This is a genomic window from Arthrobacter echini, assembly GCF_004803505.1.
Taxonomy (GTDB): domain Bacteria; phylum Actinomycetota; class Actinomycetes; order Actinomycetales; family Micrococcaceae; genus Arthrobacter_D; species Arthrobacter_D echini.
In genome coordinates, this window is the sequence record NZ_SSWH01000002.1 from 245,496 (window position 1) to 261,203 (window position 15,708).

Annotated in this window: 13 protein-coding genes and 1 tRNA gene; all 14 read right to left on the reverse strand. The window is 69.0% G+C overall.

Going from position 1 to position 15,708, the window contains the following annotated elements:
• Positions 1–167: 167 nt before the first annotated feature.
• The 14 genes from E8P82_RS03515 to E8P82_RS03580 all read right to left on the reverse strand — a co-directional run bounded on the left by E8P82_RS03515 (position 168) and on the right by E8P82_RS03580 (position 15,585).
• Positions 168–240 (reverse strand) — tRNA-Leu (locus E8P82_RS03515).
• A 152-nt stretch (positions 241–392) separates the two neighbouring features.
• Positions 393–1,796, reverse strand: coding sequence for an NAD(P)/FAD-dependent oxidoreductase (locus tag E8P82_RS03520; protein WP_136453104.1), 1,404 nt, complete (start codon positions 1,794–1,796; stop codon positions 393–395).
• 72 nt (positions 1,797–1,868) lie between these two features.
• Positions 1,869–3,281, reverse strand: coding sequence for a S8 family serine peptidase (locus E8P82_RS03525; RefSeq protein WP_136453105.1), 1,413 nt, complete (start codon positions 3,279–3,281; stop codon positions 1,869–1,871).
• Positions 3,282–3,285: 4 nt separating this feature from the next.
• Positions 3,286–4,233: a Ppx/GppA phosphatase family protein gene (locus E8P82_RS03530; protein WP_136453228.1), complete on the reverse strand. Its 948-nt coding sequence runs from the start codon at positions 4,231–4,233 to the stop codon at positions 3,286–3,288.
• A complete protein-coding gene (locus E8P82_RS03535; RefSeq protein ID WP_136453106.1) occupies positions 4,230–4,940 on the reverse strand; it encodes a DUF501 domain-containing protein in 711 nt (236 codons plus the stop codon). The genes E8P82_RS03530 and E8P82_RS03535 overlap by 4 nt, the downstream gene beginning before the upstream one ends.
• A gap of 73 nt (positions 4,941–5,013) precedes the next feature.
• Positions 5,014–5,892, reverse strand: a complete 879-nt coding sequence (locus E8P82_RS03540) for an FtsB family cell division protein (protein ID WP_136453107.1) — start codon at positions 5,890–5,892, stop codon at positions 5,014–5,016.
• A gap of 178 nt (positions 5,893–6,070) precedes the next feature.
• Positions 6,071–7,351, reverse strand: coding sequence for a phosphopyruvate hydratase (gene eno / locus E8P82_RS03545; RefSeq protein WP_136453108.1), 1,281 nt, complete (start codon positions 7,349–7,351; stop codon positions 6,071–6,073).
• Between the two features lie 143 nt (positions 7,352–7,494).
• Positions 7,495–8,289: a MazG nucleotide pyrophosphohydrolase domain-containing protein gene (locus E8P82_RS03550; RefSeq protein WP_136453109.1), complete on the reverse strand. Its 795-nt coding sequence runs from the start codon at positions 8,287–8,289 to the stop codon at positions 7,495–7,497.
• A 13-nt stretch (positions 8,290–8,302) separates the two neighbouring features.
• Positions 8,303–9,469 (reverse strand): adenosine deaminase, encoded by a 1,167-nt coding sequence (locus tag E8P82_RS03555; RefSeq protein ID WP_136453110.1) that lies wholly within the window; start codon positions 9,467–9,469, stop codon positions 8,303–8,305.
• A 16-nt stretch (positions 9,470–9,485) separates the two neighbouring features.
• Positions 9,486–10,772, reverse strand: a complete 1,287-nt coding sequence (locus E8P82_RS03560; RefSeq protein WP_136453111.1) for a thymidine phosphorylase — start codon at positions 10,770–10,772, stop codon at positions 9,486–9,488.
• Between the two features lie 109 nt (positions 10,773–10,881).
• Positions 10,882–11,298, reverse strand: a complete 417-nt coding sequence (locus E8P82_RS03565) for a cytidine deaminase (RefSeq protein WP_136453229.1) — start codon at positions 11,296–11,298, stop codon at positions 10,882–10,884.
• A 17-nt stretch (positions 11,299–11,315) separates the two neighbouring features.
• Positions 11,316–12,623 (reverse strand): ABC transporter permease, encoded by a 1,308-nt coding sequence (locus E8P82_RS03570; RefSeq protein ID WP_136453112.1) that lies wholly within the window; start codon positions 12,621–12,623, stop codon positions 11,316–11,318.
• Positions 12,620–14,044: an ABC transporter permease gene (locus tag E8P82_RS03575; RefSeq protein ID WP_425455982.1), complete on the reverse strand. Its 1,425-nt coding sequence runs from the start codon at positions 14,042–14,044 to the stop codon at positions 12,620–12,622. Before E8P82_RS03575 ends, E8P82_RS03570 begins: the two co-directional genes overlap by 4 nt.
• On the reverse strand, positions 14,041–15,585 hold the full coding sequence (locus E8P82_RS03580) for an ABC transporter ATP-binding protein (protein ID WP_136453113.1): 1,545 nt from the start codon (positions 15,583–15,585) through the stop codon (positions 14,041–14,043). Before E8P82_RS03580 ends, E8P82_RS03575 begins: the two co-directional genes overlap by 4 nt.
• Positions 15,586–15,708 lie beyond the last annotated feature (123 nt).

Here is a 15,708-nt window from a genome sequence, read left to right on the forward strand (position 1 = left end):
CCTCGACCAGAAGGCCTGTGGCCTGTGACACGTGGTGCCAGGTCTTCCTGGCCTGTAGAAAAGCTAATTCATATCGAGAGCCGACATAAGGGAATCAGGTCACAACATTGTAACGCTCGTCACATCCGGGCTTCGACGGTCTTGACAGGTGTCGTAGGAGGCATGTGTGCCCCAGCAGGGACTCGAACCCTGACTGAACAGATTTTAAGTCTGCTGCCTCTGCCGTTGGGCTACTGGGGCCGACACCGGATCAGCGTATCGCCGTGAGCGGTGCGGGAACAGGACCGACATGCGAGAACGACGGCGACCCCAGAGGGGACCGCCGTCGTTCTCGTTCATCAGGGCCCCGGTCCAGCAGAGCTCGATCCGTCACCACGCAGGGCGCTCGTCCCTCAGGCGGAAGCCTTGCCTGCCCCGACCTTGTCCTTCTTCTTCGGCGGCGTGGCGGCCTCGCGGAACTGGAAGGTGGGCTCCTGCAGGTAGGTCAGCGGCACCAGGTCGCGCCCGAACAGGAAACCCATGCTCCAGTCGGCGAGCACGCGTGCCTTGCGCTCGTACATCGGCATGGACAGACCGTGGTACCCGCGGTGGGCGAGCCACGCCGGCAGACCCTTGAGTCCGAATCCCAGGATGTTCGCGACACCCTTGTACTGCCCGAGACCGGCAACGGCCCCGAGGTTGTGATGCCGGTACTCCTTGACCTCTCCCTCACCGAAGGCAGCGGCGAGGACGTTCGCGGCGAGCAGCTTGGCCTGCCGGACGGCGTGCTGGGCGTTGGGAACGCAGAATCCGCCCACTCCACCGCCCGTGAGATCGGGAATGGCCGCGATGTCCCCTGCGGTCCAGGCATGGGCGATGGGCCCGTCGTCGCCCGAGATCTGCAGTTCCGCGGTGGCGCGCAGCCGCCCGCGATCGTCGATGGGGAAGTCGGTGGACCGGTTCACCGGGTTCGCCTGCACGCCGGCGGTCCAGATCAGCGTGTCGGTCTCGAACTCGTCGGCCGGCGTCTTGTCCGGCATGTTGATGAGCTTGAGCCTGCCGCCCGTGGCGCTGTCCAGGGACGTGTTGAGCAGGAGCTCGATGTCGCGGTCGGCCAGGTGCTTCTCCACCCACTTGGCCTGGTCCTCCGTGAGCTCGGGCATGATCCGGCCCATGGCCTCGATGACGACGAAGCGCAGGTCGGAACGGCTGAGCCGTGGGTTGGCCTTGACGGCGTCACGCGCCGCGTCCTCGAGCTCCGTCATCGTCTCGATGCCTGCGTAGCCACCCCCGACGAGCACGAAGGTGAGGGCGCGATCCCGTTCGGGGCCCTTCTCCATGGTCGACGCGGTTTCGATACGCTCGAGCAGCCCGTCACGGACGGCGACCGCTTCCTCGATGGACTTCATGCCGATGCCCTCGTCCTTGAGGCCGTCGATCGGGAAGGTGCGCGTGATCGAACCGGCAGTCATCACGATCTCGGTGTAGGCGAGATCGAAGGCCTCACCGCCGTCCATCGGTTCGATCGATGCAGTGCGGGCGGCGTGGTCCACCGACGTCACCTTGCCGCTGATCAGCTCCGTCTTCCGCAGGTGCCGGCGGTGCGAGACGATCGCATGGCGTGGCTCGATACTTCCTGCGGCGACCTCGGGGAGGAACGGCTGGTAGGTCATGTAGGGCACGGGGTCCACGAGTGTGACGATCCCGCCGTGGTCCCTGACCTTCCTCTGCAGTCGGTGCGCCACGTACAGGCCTGCGTACCCACCACCTACGACGAGAATGCGCGGACGGTCGGAGAAATGTTGAGTCTTTGCCATGCGTCGATGCTACCGGAGTTTGTGAACATCTTCACTGGCTCCGCACCATTCCCGGAACCTCTTCGCCCCCGGTCATCGAGGAGTGTCGGCCGTGCCAGGACCGGGCTCCGGGGTCCCGGCCGATGTGGTCCGGCGGCGAACCCGCAGGACATGCACTGTCCCTGTCACCAGCGCCAGGAGCAGTACTCCACCCGACCCGAGGACGACGACGGCACCGAGTGCACGTGAGGACCCGAAGGGCTCGGTGGCTGTCGGTGCAGGCGGAGGCGTGACCGTCGCGGTGGGTGGTGGAGCCTGCTCAGGTTGGATGGGTGCGGGCGGATCGGGGTGGTCCGCCCGCCGGTACAGGTGGATCCACTCGGCCATGCTGCCCAACCGGTTCTCGGCGGGTACCTCCAGGTCCTCCTCGACGGCCGCAGCGGCGTCCAGTACGCCGTAGCCGTAGAGGGTGTCGAAGCCCGGTGGACCTGCATCCCTCGCGGTGTCCAGGATCCGGTTGACGACCTCCGCGGCCGAGAGCCCCGGATGCCTGGCTCGGACCAGCGCGGCGACACCTGCGACCAGCGGAGCCGATCCCGATGTCCCGGACCAGTCGGCGTACAACCCGCCGGGCATGCCACCGACGAGATTCTCCGACGGAGCAGCGACGCCGATGCTGATCCCCTCCGACGACGCCCCCGCGCTGGCCGTGCCGGAGCGGTCCAGACCGGCGACGGCGAGGACGCCGGGGATGGTCGCGGGAGCACCGACCTGGCTCAGCCCCCCGGCCCTGTTCCCCGCCGCGGCCACGATCACGACGTCGTTCTCCTCCGCGTGCAGGAACGCCTCGTCCCAGCTCTCGGGCCACTCGGTGCTGGTGCTGCCGATGGAGATGTTGATGACGTCCGCCCCGTGGTCCACGGCCCAGGTCACGGCCTCCGGTATCTGCTCCTCGACCGGGATGCCCGCGGGATTCGGGCCGCTGGTCGGTCCGTCGACCCAGACCGAGACGGCCAGCAGATCCGCTTCCGGCGCCACGCCCACCACACCGTCCGGGCCTCGCCCGTACTGGCCGTAGGCCCCGGGACCCTGCTCCGTCACACCGGGCCGACCCGGTTCCGGATCGGGCGCCGGTAGCGCCCCCGGCGCCTGGCCCGCGGTGTGTCCGCGCCCTGCCAGGAGGGTGCTCACGAGCGTGCCGTGACTCGGCACCTCGCCGATACCGAGTTCACCCGCAGGACCGCCGGCGCCCGAGACATCCGTTCCACCGACCACGGCGCCCGTGAGATCCTGCTGGCTCCCGTCGACACCGCTGTCGATCACCGCGACGGTCACGCCCTCGCCCCGGGTACTGGCCCACGCCTCCGTGATGCCGTACTCCCCGAGCCAGTACTGGTCGCCGCGCACATCGTCCGCCGCCGCCGGCAGGGCCGTGGGGAGCAGGAGCGCGAGGCTTCCCGTGAGGACGCCTGCCGTACGCAGGGCCAGGAGCGCTCGGGAACGCATCAGCTCACCCGTGCCGCTCCGCGATGCTCAGGGCCATGCCGTCGAGGATGTCGTGCTCGCTGGTGACGGCGGTCCGGACGCGGCCCTCCGTGGCGGCTCCCACACGCTCGACGATGCAGGCCCAGATCAGGGCGCCTGCCCCGATCACGTCCACGCGTCCCGGATGCATGTAGGGAAGGGCAGCGCGGTCCTCGCGGGACAGGTGCAGGAGGTCCGATGCCGCCGCCGAGATCTCCTCGAGGGTCAGTTCGGCACCATGGATCCGTTCGGGCTGGTACTCGGGCAGCCGCAGGGCGTGGGCGGTCACCGTGGTCACGCTCCCCGCCACTCCGATGATCCTGGTGACCCGATCGAGGGGAACCTGCTCCGCTGCCTCGTCCATGAAGCGTCCCACCTCGGACCGCATCGCGGCGATCTCGTCCGGCATCGGGGGATCTGCCCGCAGGAAGCGCTCCGTGAAGCGCACGCACCCCATGTTCGTGCTCCGGGAGCCGATCAGCCCTGCCGCTGTTCCTGCGACGAACTCCGTGCTGCCGCCGCCGAGGTCCACCACGAGGACCGTGTCCTCGCCCGTGGCCGCGAGGACACTGGAGGCTCCCTCGAAGGACAGCCGCGCCTCCTCGTCGCCGGTGACGACCTCCGGTTCGACGCCGAGGCGCCCACGGATCCCGTCGACGAAGTCCTTCCGGTTCCGCGCGTCCCGCGATGCCGAGGTCGCCACGAATCTCACCGGGGGACTCCCGTGCTCCTCGATCAGTGCCGCGTACTCCTCGGCCGCGGCGAAGGTGCGCTCCAGCGCTGCCTCGGACAGACGCCCGGTCGCGTCCACGCCCTCACCGAGTCGGACCACCCGCATGGTACGCACGACGTCGGTGAGGGCGTCGTCCTCGACATCGGCGATCAGGAGACGGATGGAATTGGTGCCGCAGTCGATGGCAGCCGTGCGCATCAGATCTCCTCCGGGGTGGCAGGACCACCGGAGCGGAGTGCGCCGCGCCGTCGGGCCTCGCGCTTGGCGTCCAGCTGGTCCGGGCTCAGCCCCTGGGTGCGCGTATGGCGGCTGAGATCGGCTTCCGGCGCCTGACCGGTGGTGTCCCAGGCGCCCTGGCAGTAGCAGCGGTCCCGCCTCCACCACGGTCCGATCCGCTCGAGCGCCTCGTCCCCGAGCGGGTTGACGCCGGCACCGGCGGTCAAGGAATGGCCCGCCAGGACGTGCAGACACTTGACACGGGACGGCATCCCGCCGGCGGAGACGCGGTCGATCTCCTCGACCGGGCCCGTGCCGGACCGCTCGCCCACGGCCGCGCGGGAACGGAGGTACGCCTCGTGGGCGCCGCGGTAACGCTCGGCGAGCCCGGGGTCCGTCCTCAGGCGTTCGGTCATCTCGGTCATGACGCCCTCGGCCTCGAGTCGTGAGACGGCGGAGGTGATGACCGGGTGACTGAGGTAGTAGGTCGTGGGGAAGGGGATCCCGTTCGACAGGCGCGGCGCCGTCACCGCCACCAGCGGATTCCCACAGACGCAGCGGGCGCCGATCCCGACGACGTCACGGACCGGGCGCCCGAGCTGCCTGCTGAGCACCTCGAGATCGGCCCCGCTGGGCGCCACGAGATCGGCGGCGCTGCTCCGCTGCCCGTTCTGCTGATCGTTCTGGGTCACGCAATTCCTTCCGGGGGCGCCGCACGCGGCGCCCGAATGCCTCGGGCCGTTGTGCCCCTGCCGAGTCGTCTGCTCAGTCCGTCGCTGCGCGGGTGATGGAGTTCCACAGGGAGTCCACCCACGGGAGATCGTCCGGTTCGGCGGGTGATCCCTCACCGGTACTGTCCTCGATCCCCGTGCCACCCTTGACGAGGTAGCGTGTCTCCCCCGGCATCACGAGGAAGATGCGCTCGCGGGCCTGCTGCCGGACGAAGGCCGGGTCGTCCCAGCGGTCGAGCTCGGACTGGTTCGCGGCTCTCTCCTGCTCCTGCACCGCGATCTCCGCGCGGAGCGTGTCCACCTCGGCCTGCTGCTGCACGTAGCGGCTCACGGTCGGGGCCAGGAGGACGATCACGGCGATCAGGACGACGGCGAGCGCCAGCAGTCGCCCCGAGAAGGTTCTCGCCGGGATCGGCGTCGCCTCCTCCGCGGGCCGGATGGGCGACTCGACACGCCTGGAGCCGAGCCTGCCACGCTGGATGGTGCCGGCGAGCTGCTCCCGCTCGGCGGCGCGTTTCTCCGGGGCGGAAGCCGGCCGGGAGCCCCGCGGACGGGCGGCCGGTATCCCGTGCACCGGCGTCGTGTGCTCCGAACGCCGCGCCGTCCGGCCCCCGATCGCCGAACTGCTGCGCGGGTCCTTCGTCGCGGAAGGACCCGCGCCACGCGGAGCCGGGGCACGTGTGGCGAACCTCGTGTGCGAGTGCACGTCCGTCGCTGATACCGGGTCCGTTCCGTGCACCGATGATGGGCGCACCGCACCGGTGAACGACGTCGGAGCAGCAGCCGGACGTGCCGCTGACGAGCCCGGGTTGCTGCCGGGGGCGAACTGGTCCTCGCCCGTGTTGCGCGTCGGCTGCTCCGGCCGGGGCGAAGAGCGGCCGGCTCGTGGCACATTGGGGCGGCGGGCACTCATGGAACTCCTCTTGGTTCATCCGTCACAGCAGACCTCTCACCGCATATCCTTCGCAGCGCAGGTGTCACAGCACAATCAGTCCCAGCGCACTGATCACAGCACAGTGGGTTTTCGTCCGCGACCCGTTCAGCGAGGATATCCGCGCTGCGCATCACCGACCGCACACTGGCTGGATCTGCTAGGCCGTGAACCGCGGGAAGGCGTCTCGTCCGGCGTAGCGTGCCGCGTCGTCGAGCTCCTCCTCGATGCGCAGGAGCTGGTTGTACTTCGCCACGCGCTCGCTGCGGGCCGGTGCTCCAGTCTTGATCTGCCCGGCGTTGGTCGCCACGCAGATGTCCGCGATGGTCGTGTCCTCGGTCTCCCCGGAGCGGTGGGAGGTGATCGTGGTGTAGCCGGCGCGCTGGGCGAGGGAGATGGCGTCGAGCGTCTCGGTCAGCGTGCCGATCTGGTTCACCTTCACCAGCAGGGAGTTCGCGGTCCCGCTCGAGATGCCCTTGGTCAGGCGTGTCGGGTTGGTGACGAAGAGGTCGTCGCCGACGATCTGCACCTGGTCACCGATCGCGTCGGTGAGGTGCTTCCAGCCCTCCCAGTCGTCCTCGTCGAGCGGATCCTCGATCGACACGAGCGGGTAGTCACGCACCAGCTCCTCGTAGTACGCGCTCATCTGCTCGGTGGTTCGCGATGAACCCTCGAACTGATAGGTGCCGTTCTCGAAGAACTCGGAGGCTGCGACGTCCAGGGCGAAGGCGATGTCCCTGCCGGGGGTGTACCCGGCCCGTTCGACGGCGGTGGTGATGAGATCCAGGGCATCCCGGTTCGAGGGAAGATTCGGGGCGAAGCCGCCCTCGTCCCCCAGACCCGTCGCCAGTGACTTCTCCTTGAGCACCGCCTTGAGCTCGTGGTAGACCTCCACGCCCCAGCGCAGCCCTTCGGAGTAGGACTGCGCGCCGAGAGGCACGATCATGAACTCCTGGATGTCGACGTCCGAGTCGGCGTGCGAGCCACCGTTGAGGATGTTCATCAGCGGCACGGGCAGAACATGGGCGTTGGGCCCGCCGAGGTAGCGGTAGAGCGGCAGGGCCGAGGACTCGGCGGCAGCGCGCGCGATCGCCAGCGACACGCCCAGGATGGCGTTGGCCCCCAGATTCGACTTGTTCTCCGACCCGTCCAGATCGATCATCGCCTGGTCGATGGCGCGCTGGTCCGCGGCGTCGAAGCCGAGGAGTGCGGGCTGGATCTGTTCGGTCACGGCTTCGACCGCCTGGAGCACCCCCTTGCCGAGATAGCGGCTCTTCTCGCCGTCGCGTCGCTCGTTGGCCTCGAACCGTCCGGTGGATGCACCGGAGGGGACGGCCGCGCGGCCGAAGGTGTCGTCGTCGAGCAGGACCTCCACCTCGACGGTGGGATTCCCGCGGGAATCGAGAATCTCCCTGGCATGGATGGCGTCGATGATGGCCATGAATGTGCTCCTCTTCGGTGGCGAACGGGTGGTCAGGTGGTGACATCGTTGTCAGGGCTGCTCGGCTCGTCTGTCCAGCCTAGTTCACGACGGCGCCCGGAACCGCAGCGCGGCGCGCGGTCGTGGCTGCCGGCCCAGGGCGGTCATCCGTCGTCGGCGGCGACCTGCCGCACACTGTCCCGCTGGTACTCCAGGACGGCCCGCCGGAGGGCGCGCTCCGGATCCACTCCGGAGCGCAGTGCCTCGCGGATCACCCCCAGCAGCTCCCGGCCCACCGCCTCCTCGGTGTACACCACCTCGTCGGTATGCATGGGCTCGTCGGGCTGCGCGCCCACTTCCGACTGCTCCGCTGAGCCGGTCCTTCCGGGATCACTCGTCCTACCGGGATCACCGGCGCGCCTGAGCGTCTTGGCCGCGAAGGCCACCGCGGGCAGGTGGTGCGGGATGCCGTCGAACGGGGAGGTCCGCCGGGGTCGCTCCTGCTTCTTGACGTCCTGCCAGGTGGTGGCGATCTGGTCCACCGATGCGGGGAACGTCCGGCGCAGACTGCCGTCGGAGGAGAACACGTGGGGATTCCTCCGTACCAGTTTCGCGGTCAGCGATCGGGCCACCTCGGCCAGGCCGAAGTTCCCCTGCTCGGCCTGCAGCTGTGCGTGCAGCACCACCTGGAAGAGGACGTCGCCGAGTTCGCCGCGCAGCTCCTCGCGGAGGTGCTCCGCGGGCTCGGCCGCGCGCTCGGCCCGCTCGACGTCGTCGATCGCCTCGTACAGCTCGTACGTCTCCTCCACCAAATACTCGAGCAGTACGGCGTGGTCCAGCGCAGCGGTCCACGGGCAGTGGCGGCGCAGTAACCGGATCACCTCGAGGAGACGCTCCACGGCCGCTCCAGCCGCGCCGGCCCGGGCGCTCTCACCGTGCGGGAGAACGGGGTCCGTCATGCTGCCGCCATGCTCAGGACGCCTCTGCCGCAACCCCGGCTGCCGCGGCGTCGAACCTGCTGGTGACATGCCCCACCAGGGCTTCGCGGTCCTCGAGGGGCAGGAATGCGGCATCGACGGCGTTGAGGGTGAGCTCGAGCAGATCGCCGAGGTCGTACCCGAAGGTGTCCACGAGCAGTTCGAACTCGCCCGTGAGCGTGACACCGCTCATCAACCGGTTGTCGGGATTGACGGTCACCTTGAACCCGAGCTGATAGAGCAGATCGAACGGGTGGGCGTCGATACCGGATCCGAAGGCCGCGATCGCGCCGGTCTGCAGGTTCGAGGACGGGCACAGCTCCAGCGGGATACCGCGATCGCGCACCCATGAGGCCAGCCGTCCGAGATCGGCGATGCCGATCTCCTGAGCCTCGGTCTGCTCCTCCTGGGCGGACTCCTCGATCTCGATGTCCTCCGCGATCCGCACGCCGTGCCCGAGGCGCAGTGCCCGCCCGGCCACGAGTGCGTCCTGGATGCTCTCCAGTCCCGCAGCCTCACCGGCGTGGATGGTCACCGGGAACTGCTCAGCGGCCAGGAAGGTGAAGGCATCCGCGAAACGGGAGGGGAGGAAGCCGTTCTCGGCTCCGGCGATGTCGAAGCCCACCGCACCCCTGTCGCGATGGCGCAGCGCCAGTTCGGCGATCTCCTGACCGCGGTCGGCGTGCCGCATCGCCGTGATGAGCTGACCCACCTGGATGATGCGACCTGCGGCGATCGCTGCGGCGGCCCCCGCCTCCAGACCCTCCTGGACCGCCTCGACCGCGTCGTCGAGACTCAGGCCCTGCCGGGTGTGCTGCTCGGGCGCCCAGCGCACCTCGCCGTAGACCACGCCGTCGAGTGCGAGATCCTCGACGAACTCCCGGGCCACCCTGATGAGGCCCTCGCGCGTCTGCATCACGGCGATCGTGTGGTCGAAGGTCTCGAGATAGCGCTCGAGGGAGCCCGAATCGGCCGACTCCCGGAACCAGGCACGCAGTGACTCCTGGTCGCCGGCCGGAAGATCATGACCGATCTCCGCTGCGAGTTCGAGGATGGTGGCCGGTCTCAGTCCGCCGTCGAGGTGGTCGTGGAGGGAGATCTTCGGCAGGGTCCGGATGTCGATGGCGGCGTCGGAAGCGGCCTCGTGCTGGGTCTGGGTCACGCCTCCAACCCTACGCCTACGCGATGCGGTCGATGATGAGCTGCTGTGCCGGGCGTGAGCCCTCGGGGGCGATCACGACGGCGTCGGCCAGCGCCTCCCGCGCTCGGTCGAACTTCTCCGGGGTGTCGGTGAGCAGCGTCAGGAGGGGCTCACCGGCCCGGACGAACGCTCCGGGCTTCGCGTGCATCCGCACACCGGCCCCGGCCTGCACCCGGTCCTCCTTCCGCGCACGTCCGGCCCCCAGGCGCCAGGCCGCGACGCCCACGGACAGGGCGTCGAGTTCCACGAGGACGCCGTCGGCCGGTGCGAGGATCACCTCGGACTCCCGCGCCACCGGAAGGGCTGCGCGCGGGTCACCGCCCTGGGCCTCGATCATCGCGTTCCAGACGTCCATGGCGCGGCCGTCCCGCAGGGCGGCAGCCGGATCGGCGTCGTGCACGCCCGCGGCGGTGAGCATCTCCTCCGCGAGGCGCACGGTGAGTTCGACGACGTCGGCCGGACCCCCGCCGGCGAGGACCTCGACGGACTCCTCCACCTCGATGGCGTTACCGGCGGTGAGACCGAGCGGGGTGCTCATGCCGGTCAGGAGCGCCACGGTGTTGACACCGGCGTCCTTCCCGAGGGCCACCATGGTCTCCGCGAGCTCACGCGCCTGGTCCACGTCCTTCATGAACGCGCCGCTGCCCACCTTGACGTCGAGCACGAGCGAACCGGTCCCCTCTGCGATCTTCTTGCTCATGATCGAGGAGGCGATCAGCGGGATGGCCTCCACCGTGCCGGTGACGTCCCGCAGTGCGTAGAGCTTCTTGTCGGCCGGTGCCAGGCCGGTACCGGCGGCGCAGATCACCGCACCCACCTCGGCGAGCTGGCGCAGCATGTCCTCGTTGCTCAGGTACGCTTGCCAGCCCGGGATCGACTCCAGCTTGTCCAGTGTGCCTCCCGTGTGGCCGAGTCCCCGGCCGGAGAGCTGCGGCACGGCGACGCCGAACACGGCCACGAGCGGGGCGAGCGGCAGGGTGATCTTGTCGCCGACGCCTCCGGTGGAGTGCTTGTCGCTCGTGGGACGATCCAGGGTGGAGAAGTCCATGCGTTCCCCGGAGGCGATCATCGCGGCGGTCCAGCGCGAGATCTCCGCCCGGTCCATCCCGTTGAGCAGGATCGCCATGTTCAGGGCGGCCATCTGCTCGTCGGCGATCTCGCCGCGCGTGTAGGCGTCGATGGTCCAGTCGATCTGTTCGGGCGAGAGGGTTCCGCGATCGCGTTTGGTGCGGATGATGTCGACGGCGTCGAAGGCTTCGGTCATGGGAGATCCCTCACGTAGTGGGTTGTCGATGGGTCTTCAGTGCGTCGGTGGTCCGTCGGTGGTCGGTCGGTGGTCAGGGGCGTCGAGGGGATCCGGAGGAGCGCCCGGCTCATGCGAGGTGCTGGGGACCGAAGGCGTCGGGGAGCACCTCGTCCATGGTGCGGACACCACTGACGGTCATGAGCACCATGTCGGGTGCGCGGAACTCGTACAGCAGTTGCCGGCAGCGTCCGCACGGCATGAGGGTGTTGCCCTCGCCATCCACGCAGCTGAAGGCCCTGATGCGTCCGCCCCCGCTCATGGCGAGCGCACTGACGAGGGCGCACTCGGCGCAGAGCGTGAGTCCGTAGGAGGCGTTCTCCACGTTGCAGCCGGAGACGATCCGGCCGTCGTCGAGCAGTGCCGCAGCGCCCACCGGGAACTTAGAGTACGGCACGTAGGCGTGGGTCATCGCCTCCCTCGCCGTGGCGGCCAGGGCCTCCCACAAGGTGTCCTGGATGTCCTGCTCGCCGTGCGTCTCAGGCATCGTCATGAGCGTTTTTCCTAACCCTTGATGTAGGGGATGCCGCTGGCCCCCGGCGCCCGCGAACGGCCCACCAGACCGGCGACGGCGAAGACGGTCACGACATACGGCAGCATGCGCAGGAACTGGTCGGGCACCGGTGTGCCGAGCAGGCTCAGGACGTTGGACAGATTCGTGGCGAAGCCGAAGAGCAGGGCCGCGAAGAACGCGCCGATCGGGTTCCAGCGGCCGAAGATCAGGGCGGCGAGGGCGATGTACCCCTGGCCTGCCGTCATGTCCCGGCCGAAGCCGGAGACGGCCACGAGCGTGAAGAAGGCTCCGCCGATCCCGGCGACGACGCCGGCGAGGAGCACGTTCATGAACCGCATCCGGTTGACGTTCACACCGAGCGTGTCGGCGGCCTTGGGGTGCTCGCCGACCGCGCGGGTCCGCAGGCCCCAGCGCGAGTGGTAGAGCGCCACGTAGACGACGGCGACCGCGATGTACATCAGGTAGCCCACGATGGTCTGTTCGAACAGGATGGGACCGATCACCGGGATGTCGGCGAGGATGGGGATCCTGATCACCGGCAGGCGCGGGGGCGAGTTCCACCGCTGGGAGTCCTCGCTGAGCACCGCGGAGAAGAGGAAGCCGGTGAGCCCGGACACCAGCACGTTCAGCACGACGCCGACGATCACCTGGTTCACCAGGTAGCGGATGCTGAAGATCGCCAGGACGAGCGAGACGAGCACGCCGGCCACGGCCGCCGCGAGGAGCCCGATGAAGGCGCTGCCCGAGAGCGAGCCGGCGACGGCGGCGGCGAACGCGCCGAACAGGAGCTGACCCTCGATGGCGATGTTGACGACGCCGGAGCGTTCACAGAGCACGCCCGAGAGCGAACCGAAGATCAGCGGGACCGCCAGGGTGACGGATCCTGCGAGGAGTCCGTAGAGGGCGACGTTCGGCGTGCGTGCGCTGCCCACCACCCAGGTGAGGAAGGCGACGAGGAACAGGAGGGCGAAGACAGCGATCAGCCAGGTGGGCGTCCTCACCGCTGCACGGGTCAGCAGGACGGCGATGGCGGCCAGGGCGAGCATCGCGAGCGCGCAGCTCCACCCCACGATCGGCGCCGACACCACGATGGAGGGTAGAACGATCGCATCGCTCGACTGCGAGAGCCGGAAGGTGACGCTGTTCCCGGGCGCTCCGAGGGCGAACACGACGAGGCTCACCAGTGCCACGACGGAGAGGATGATCGGGTTCTTCCAGCTGCGCACGCTCGCCGTGCCGGTGCCGCCGATCCCGGTGCCCGGGGTGCCTGCCGTGGTTGCTGTGGTTGCTGTGCTCATGCTGCGGCTCCGGTCGAGGCTGGCGTGCGGGTCGGGGTGCCCTTGTTCTTCTTCCCACGCTTCCCGGTGCTCTCGGCCCCGGGCACCGGGAGACGGAAGAGCGCGCGGACGAGCGGAGGAGCCGCGATGAACAGGACGATCAGCGACTGCACCACGAGGACGATGTCGATGCTCGTCCCGGTGGAGGCCTGCATGGTGACTCCCCCGGCCCGGAACGCGCCGAACAGGACGCCGGCCGCGAAGGTACCCCAGGGCGAGGAGCGCCCGAGCAGCGCGACGGTGATCGCGTCGAACCCGAAGCTCGCCGCGACACCCGAGGTCAGGACCTGCTCTGTGCCGGACACCTGGGCCACACCCGCCAGACCGGCGAGGGCTCCCGCGATGGCCATCGCGAGGATGTAGCCCCTGCTCACACTGATGCCGGCGGTACGCGCCGCGCTCGCATTGGCACCGACGGCCCGGAGTTCGAAGCCCACCGTGGAGCGGTTCAGGAGCCACCACACGAAGACCGTCGCCACCACCGCGACCACGAACCCCCAGTGCAGGCGGAATGCGGAACCCAGCAGCAGCGGGTACACGGCCGTGGAATCGAGCTGCGGGCTGATGGGATTCGTGGATCCCGGCCGCTGGAACGCGGGAGTGCTCAGGAAGTACAGCACCAGATTCGTGGCGATGTAGTTGAACATGATGGTGAGAATGACCTCGTGGGCGCCGGTTCGCGCCTTGAGGACTCCCACCAGCCCGGCCCACACGGCACCGCCGACCATGCCCGCGAGAACGACGAGCAGCAGGTGCACCCCCGCCGGCAGGTGGAGGGTGAAGCCCACCCAGGCGGCGAACGTCGCGCCGATGAGGATCTGACCCTGCGCACCGATGTTGAACAGTCCTGCCCGGAAGGCCAGCGCAACGCCGAGCCCCGCGCAGATCAGCGGTGTCGCCACCGTGAGCGTCTGCGTCAGCGGGTAGATCACGCTCGTGAAGGAGGTGCCCCTGACGTTGATCACGGAACCCTGGAACAGGGCGACGTACGCGTTGGACGCAGCGGACCACGCCGCCGACAGCGTGTCCAGCGGGCGGGTGAAGAAGTACGACGACGCCCGGGCGACCTCGGGATCGGTCACTGCGATCAGGATGCCGCCCAGGATCAGGGACAGCACCACGGACAAGAAGGCGACCAGCGCACTGCCCGTCATGACCCGGTACAGGAGCGAGCGCTCCTGTGGGTCCGATTCCGGATCGGTTTCCGGCTCGGGAACGGGCGCCGTGGCCTCGGCGGCGGGAGGCGGGAGCTCTCCGTCGGCGGTCTCCGTGGCCTCCTGCACGCGCCGCTCGTCCTGCTCCGAGTTCTCCCTGGCCGCCCGGCGGCTCGACGCGGAATTACCGGAAGCCGGTGCTGGTGGGTTCTCGTCCTGCGGGCTCACAGGTTTCCTCCTTGGACGTCGTGTACCTGGGCCAGCGCTTCGTCGGCGGACATACCGGCCATCATGAGCCCGAGGACATCACGCGAGACCGTGCCGGGCATGATGCCCATGAGGCGCCCGCGGTAGAGCACGGCGATGCGGTCGGCGAGCTCCAGCACCTCGTCGAGCTCCGTGGAGACGATGACGACCGGCGTCCCGCCGTCGCGCTCGGCGATGATGCGCCGGTGCAGGAACTCGATGGATCCGACGTCGACCCCGCGCGTGGGCTGCGAGGCGATGAACAGCTTGAGGGGGCGCGAGAGCTCGCGCGCCATCACGACCTTCTGCTGATTGCCGCCCGAGAGCGTTCCGGCCGGGGACGACGCCGACTGCGTGCGGACGTCGAACTCCGCGATCTTCTCGTCGGCGTTCTGTGCGACAGCAGCGGGCGACATGGACAGGCCTCTGGCGAAGGGGGCGGCGTCGTAGCGATTGAGGACGAGATTCTCGGCGACGGAGAAGGTGCCGACGAGTCCTTCGACGCTGCGGTCCTCCGGAACGAATCCGACGCCCGCCGAGATGATCTCCTTCACGCTGCGGCCCACGAGTTCGGTGCCTCCGAGGGTGATCGAGCCGCTCACATGGTCCTGCAAGCCGAGGATCGCCTCGGTGAGCTCCGTCTGGCCGTTGCCCTGGACGCCGGCGACGGCGAGGATCTCGCCGTCGGCGACGTCGAAGCTCAGACCGTCCACCACGCGCTGGCCGTTGGCGGCCTGCACCACGAGGTCGCGGACCCGGAAGCTCACCTCACCGGGCACGGCCGGCGCCTTGTCGAGGCTCAGGCTGACCGACCTGCCCACCATGAGGGAGGCGAGCTCCGTGGTCGAGGCACTGGGGTCGGCCGTGGCCACGACCTTGCCGCGGCGGATCACGGTGATCACGTGGGAGACGGCCTTCACCTCGCGCAGCTTGTGGGAGATGAAGACGATCGACTTCCCGTCCTTCGTGAGCTGACCCATGATCCCGAGGAGTTCGTCGGTCTCCTTCGGAGTCAGTACAGCCGTCGGTTCGTCGAGGATCAGCACCTCGGCGTCGCGCACCAGTGCCTTGATGATCTCCACGCGCTGCTGCACGCCCACCGGGAGGTCCTCGACCACCGCGTCGGGGTCGACGGCGAACCCGTACTGGTCGGAGATCTCCCGGATGCGCTCGCGCGTGCGGGAGAGATTGAGCAGACCCGCCCCCCGCGTGGTCTCGTTGCCGAGGGCTACGTTCTCGGCAACGGTGAAGACCGGGACGAGCATGAAGTGCTGGTGCACCATGCCGATCCCCGCTGCCATGGCCTCACCGGGACCCTTGAAGCTCACGCGCTCGTCGTCGACGCGGATCTCGCCCTCCGTCGGGTCGTACAGCCCGTAGAGGACGTTCATGAGCGTGGACTTCCCGGCGCCGTTCTCCCCGAGCAGACTGTGGACCTGCCCCGGCTCCACGACCAGATCGATGTGATCGTTGGCCACGAACGTCCCGAAGCGCTTCGTGATGCCGATCAGTTCGAGCTTCACACCTCAACCAGCCTGTTCTGTCGTACTTCTGTTGTCTTGGGACCGCCGCTGCCCTGGGGCTTCCCGGGTCTGCGCCGGTGTGGTGTCGACGATCCCGGGCGGAGCGACGCAGAACCGCCCTCG

What these genes read in the sequence shown, in the direction of transcription:
- E8P82_RS03520 (WP_136453104.1), bottom strand. Translation starts at nt 1,796, where the DNA reads ATGGCAAAGACTCAACATTTCTCCGACCGTCCGCGCATTCTCGTCGTA.
- E8P82_RS03540 (WP_136453107.1), bottom strand. Translation starts at nt 5,892, where the DNA reads ATGAGTGCCCGCCGCCCCAATGTGCCACGAGCCGGCCGCTCTTCGCCC.
- E8P82_RS03550 (WP_136453109.1), bottom strand. Translation starts at nt 8,289, where the DNA reads ATGACGGACCCCGTTCTCCCGCACGGTGAGAGCGCCCGGGCCGGCGCG.
- E8P82_RS03525 (WP_136453105.1), bottom strand. Translation starts at nt 3,281, where the DNA reads ATGCGTTCCCGAGCGCTCCTGGCCCTGCGTACGGCAGGCGTCCTCACG.
- eno (WP_136453108.1), bottom strand. Translation starts at nt 7,351, where the DNA reads ATGGCCATCATCGACGCCATCCATGCCAGGGAGATTCTCGATTCCCGC.
- E8P82_RS03560 (WP_136453111.1), bottom strand. Translation starts at nt 10,772, where the DNA reads ATGACCGAAGCCTTCGACGCCGTCGACATCATCCGCACCAAACGCGAT.
- E8P82_RS03570 (WP_136453112.1), bottom strand. Translation starts at nt 12,623, where the DNA reads ATGAGCACAGCAACCACAGCAACCACGGCAGGCACCCCGGGCACCGGG.
- E8P82_RS03565 (WP_136453229.1), bottom strand. Translation starts at nt 11,298, where the DNA reads ATGCCTGAGACGCACGGCGAGCAGGACATCCAGGACACCTTGTGGGAG.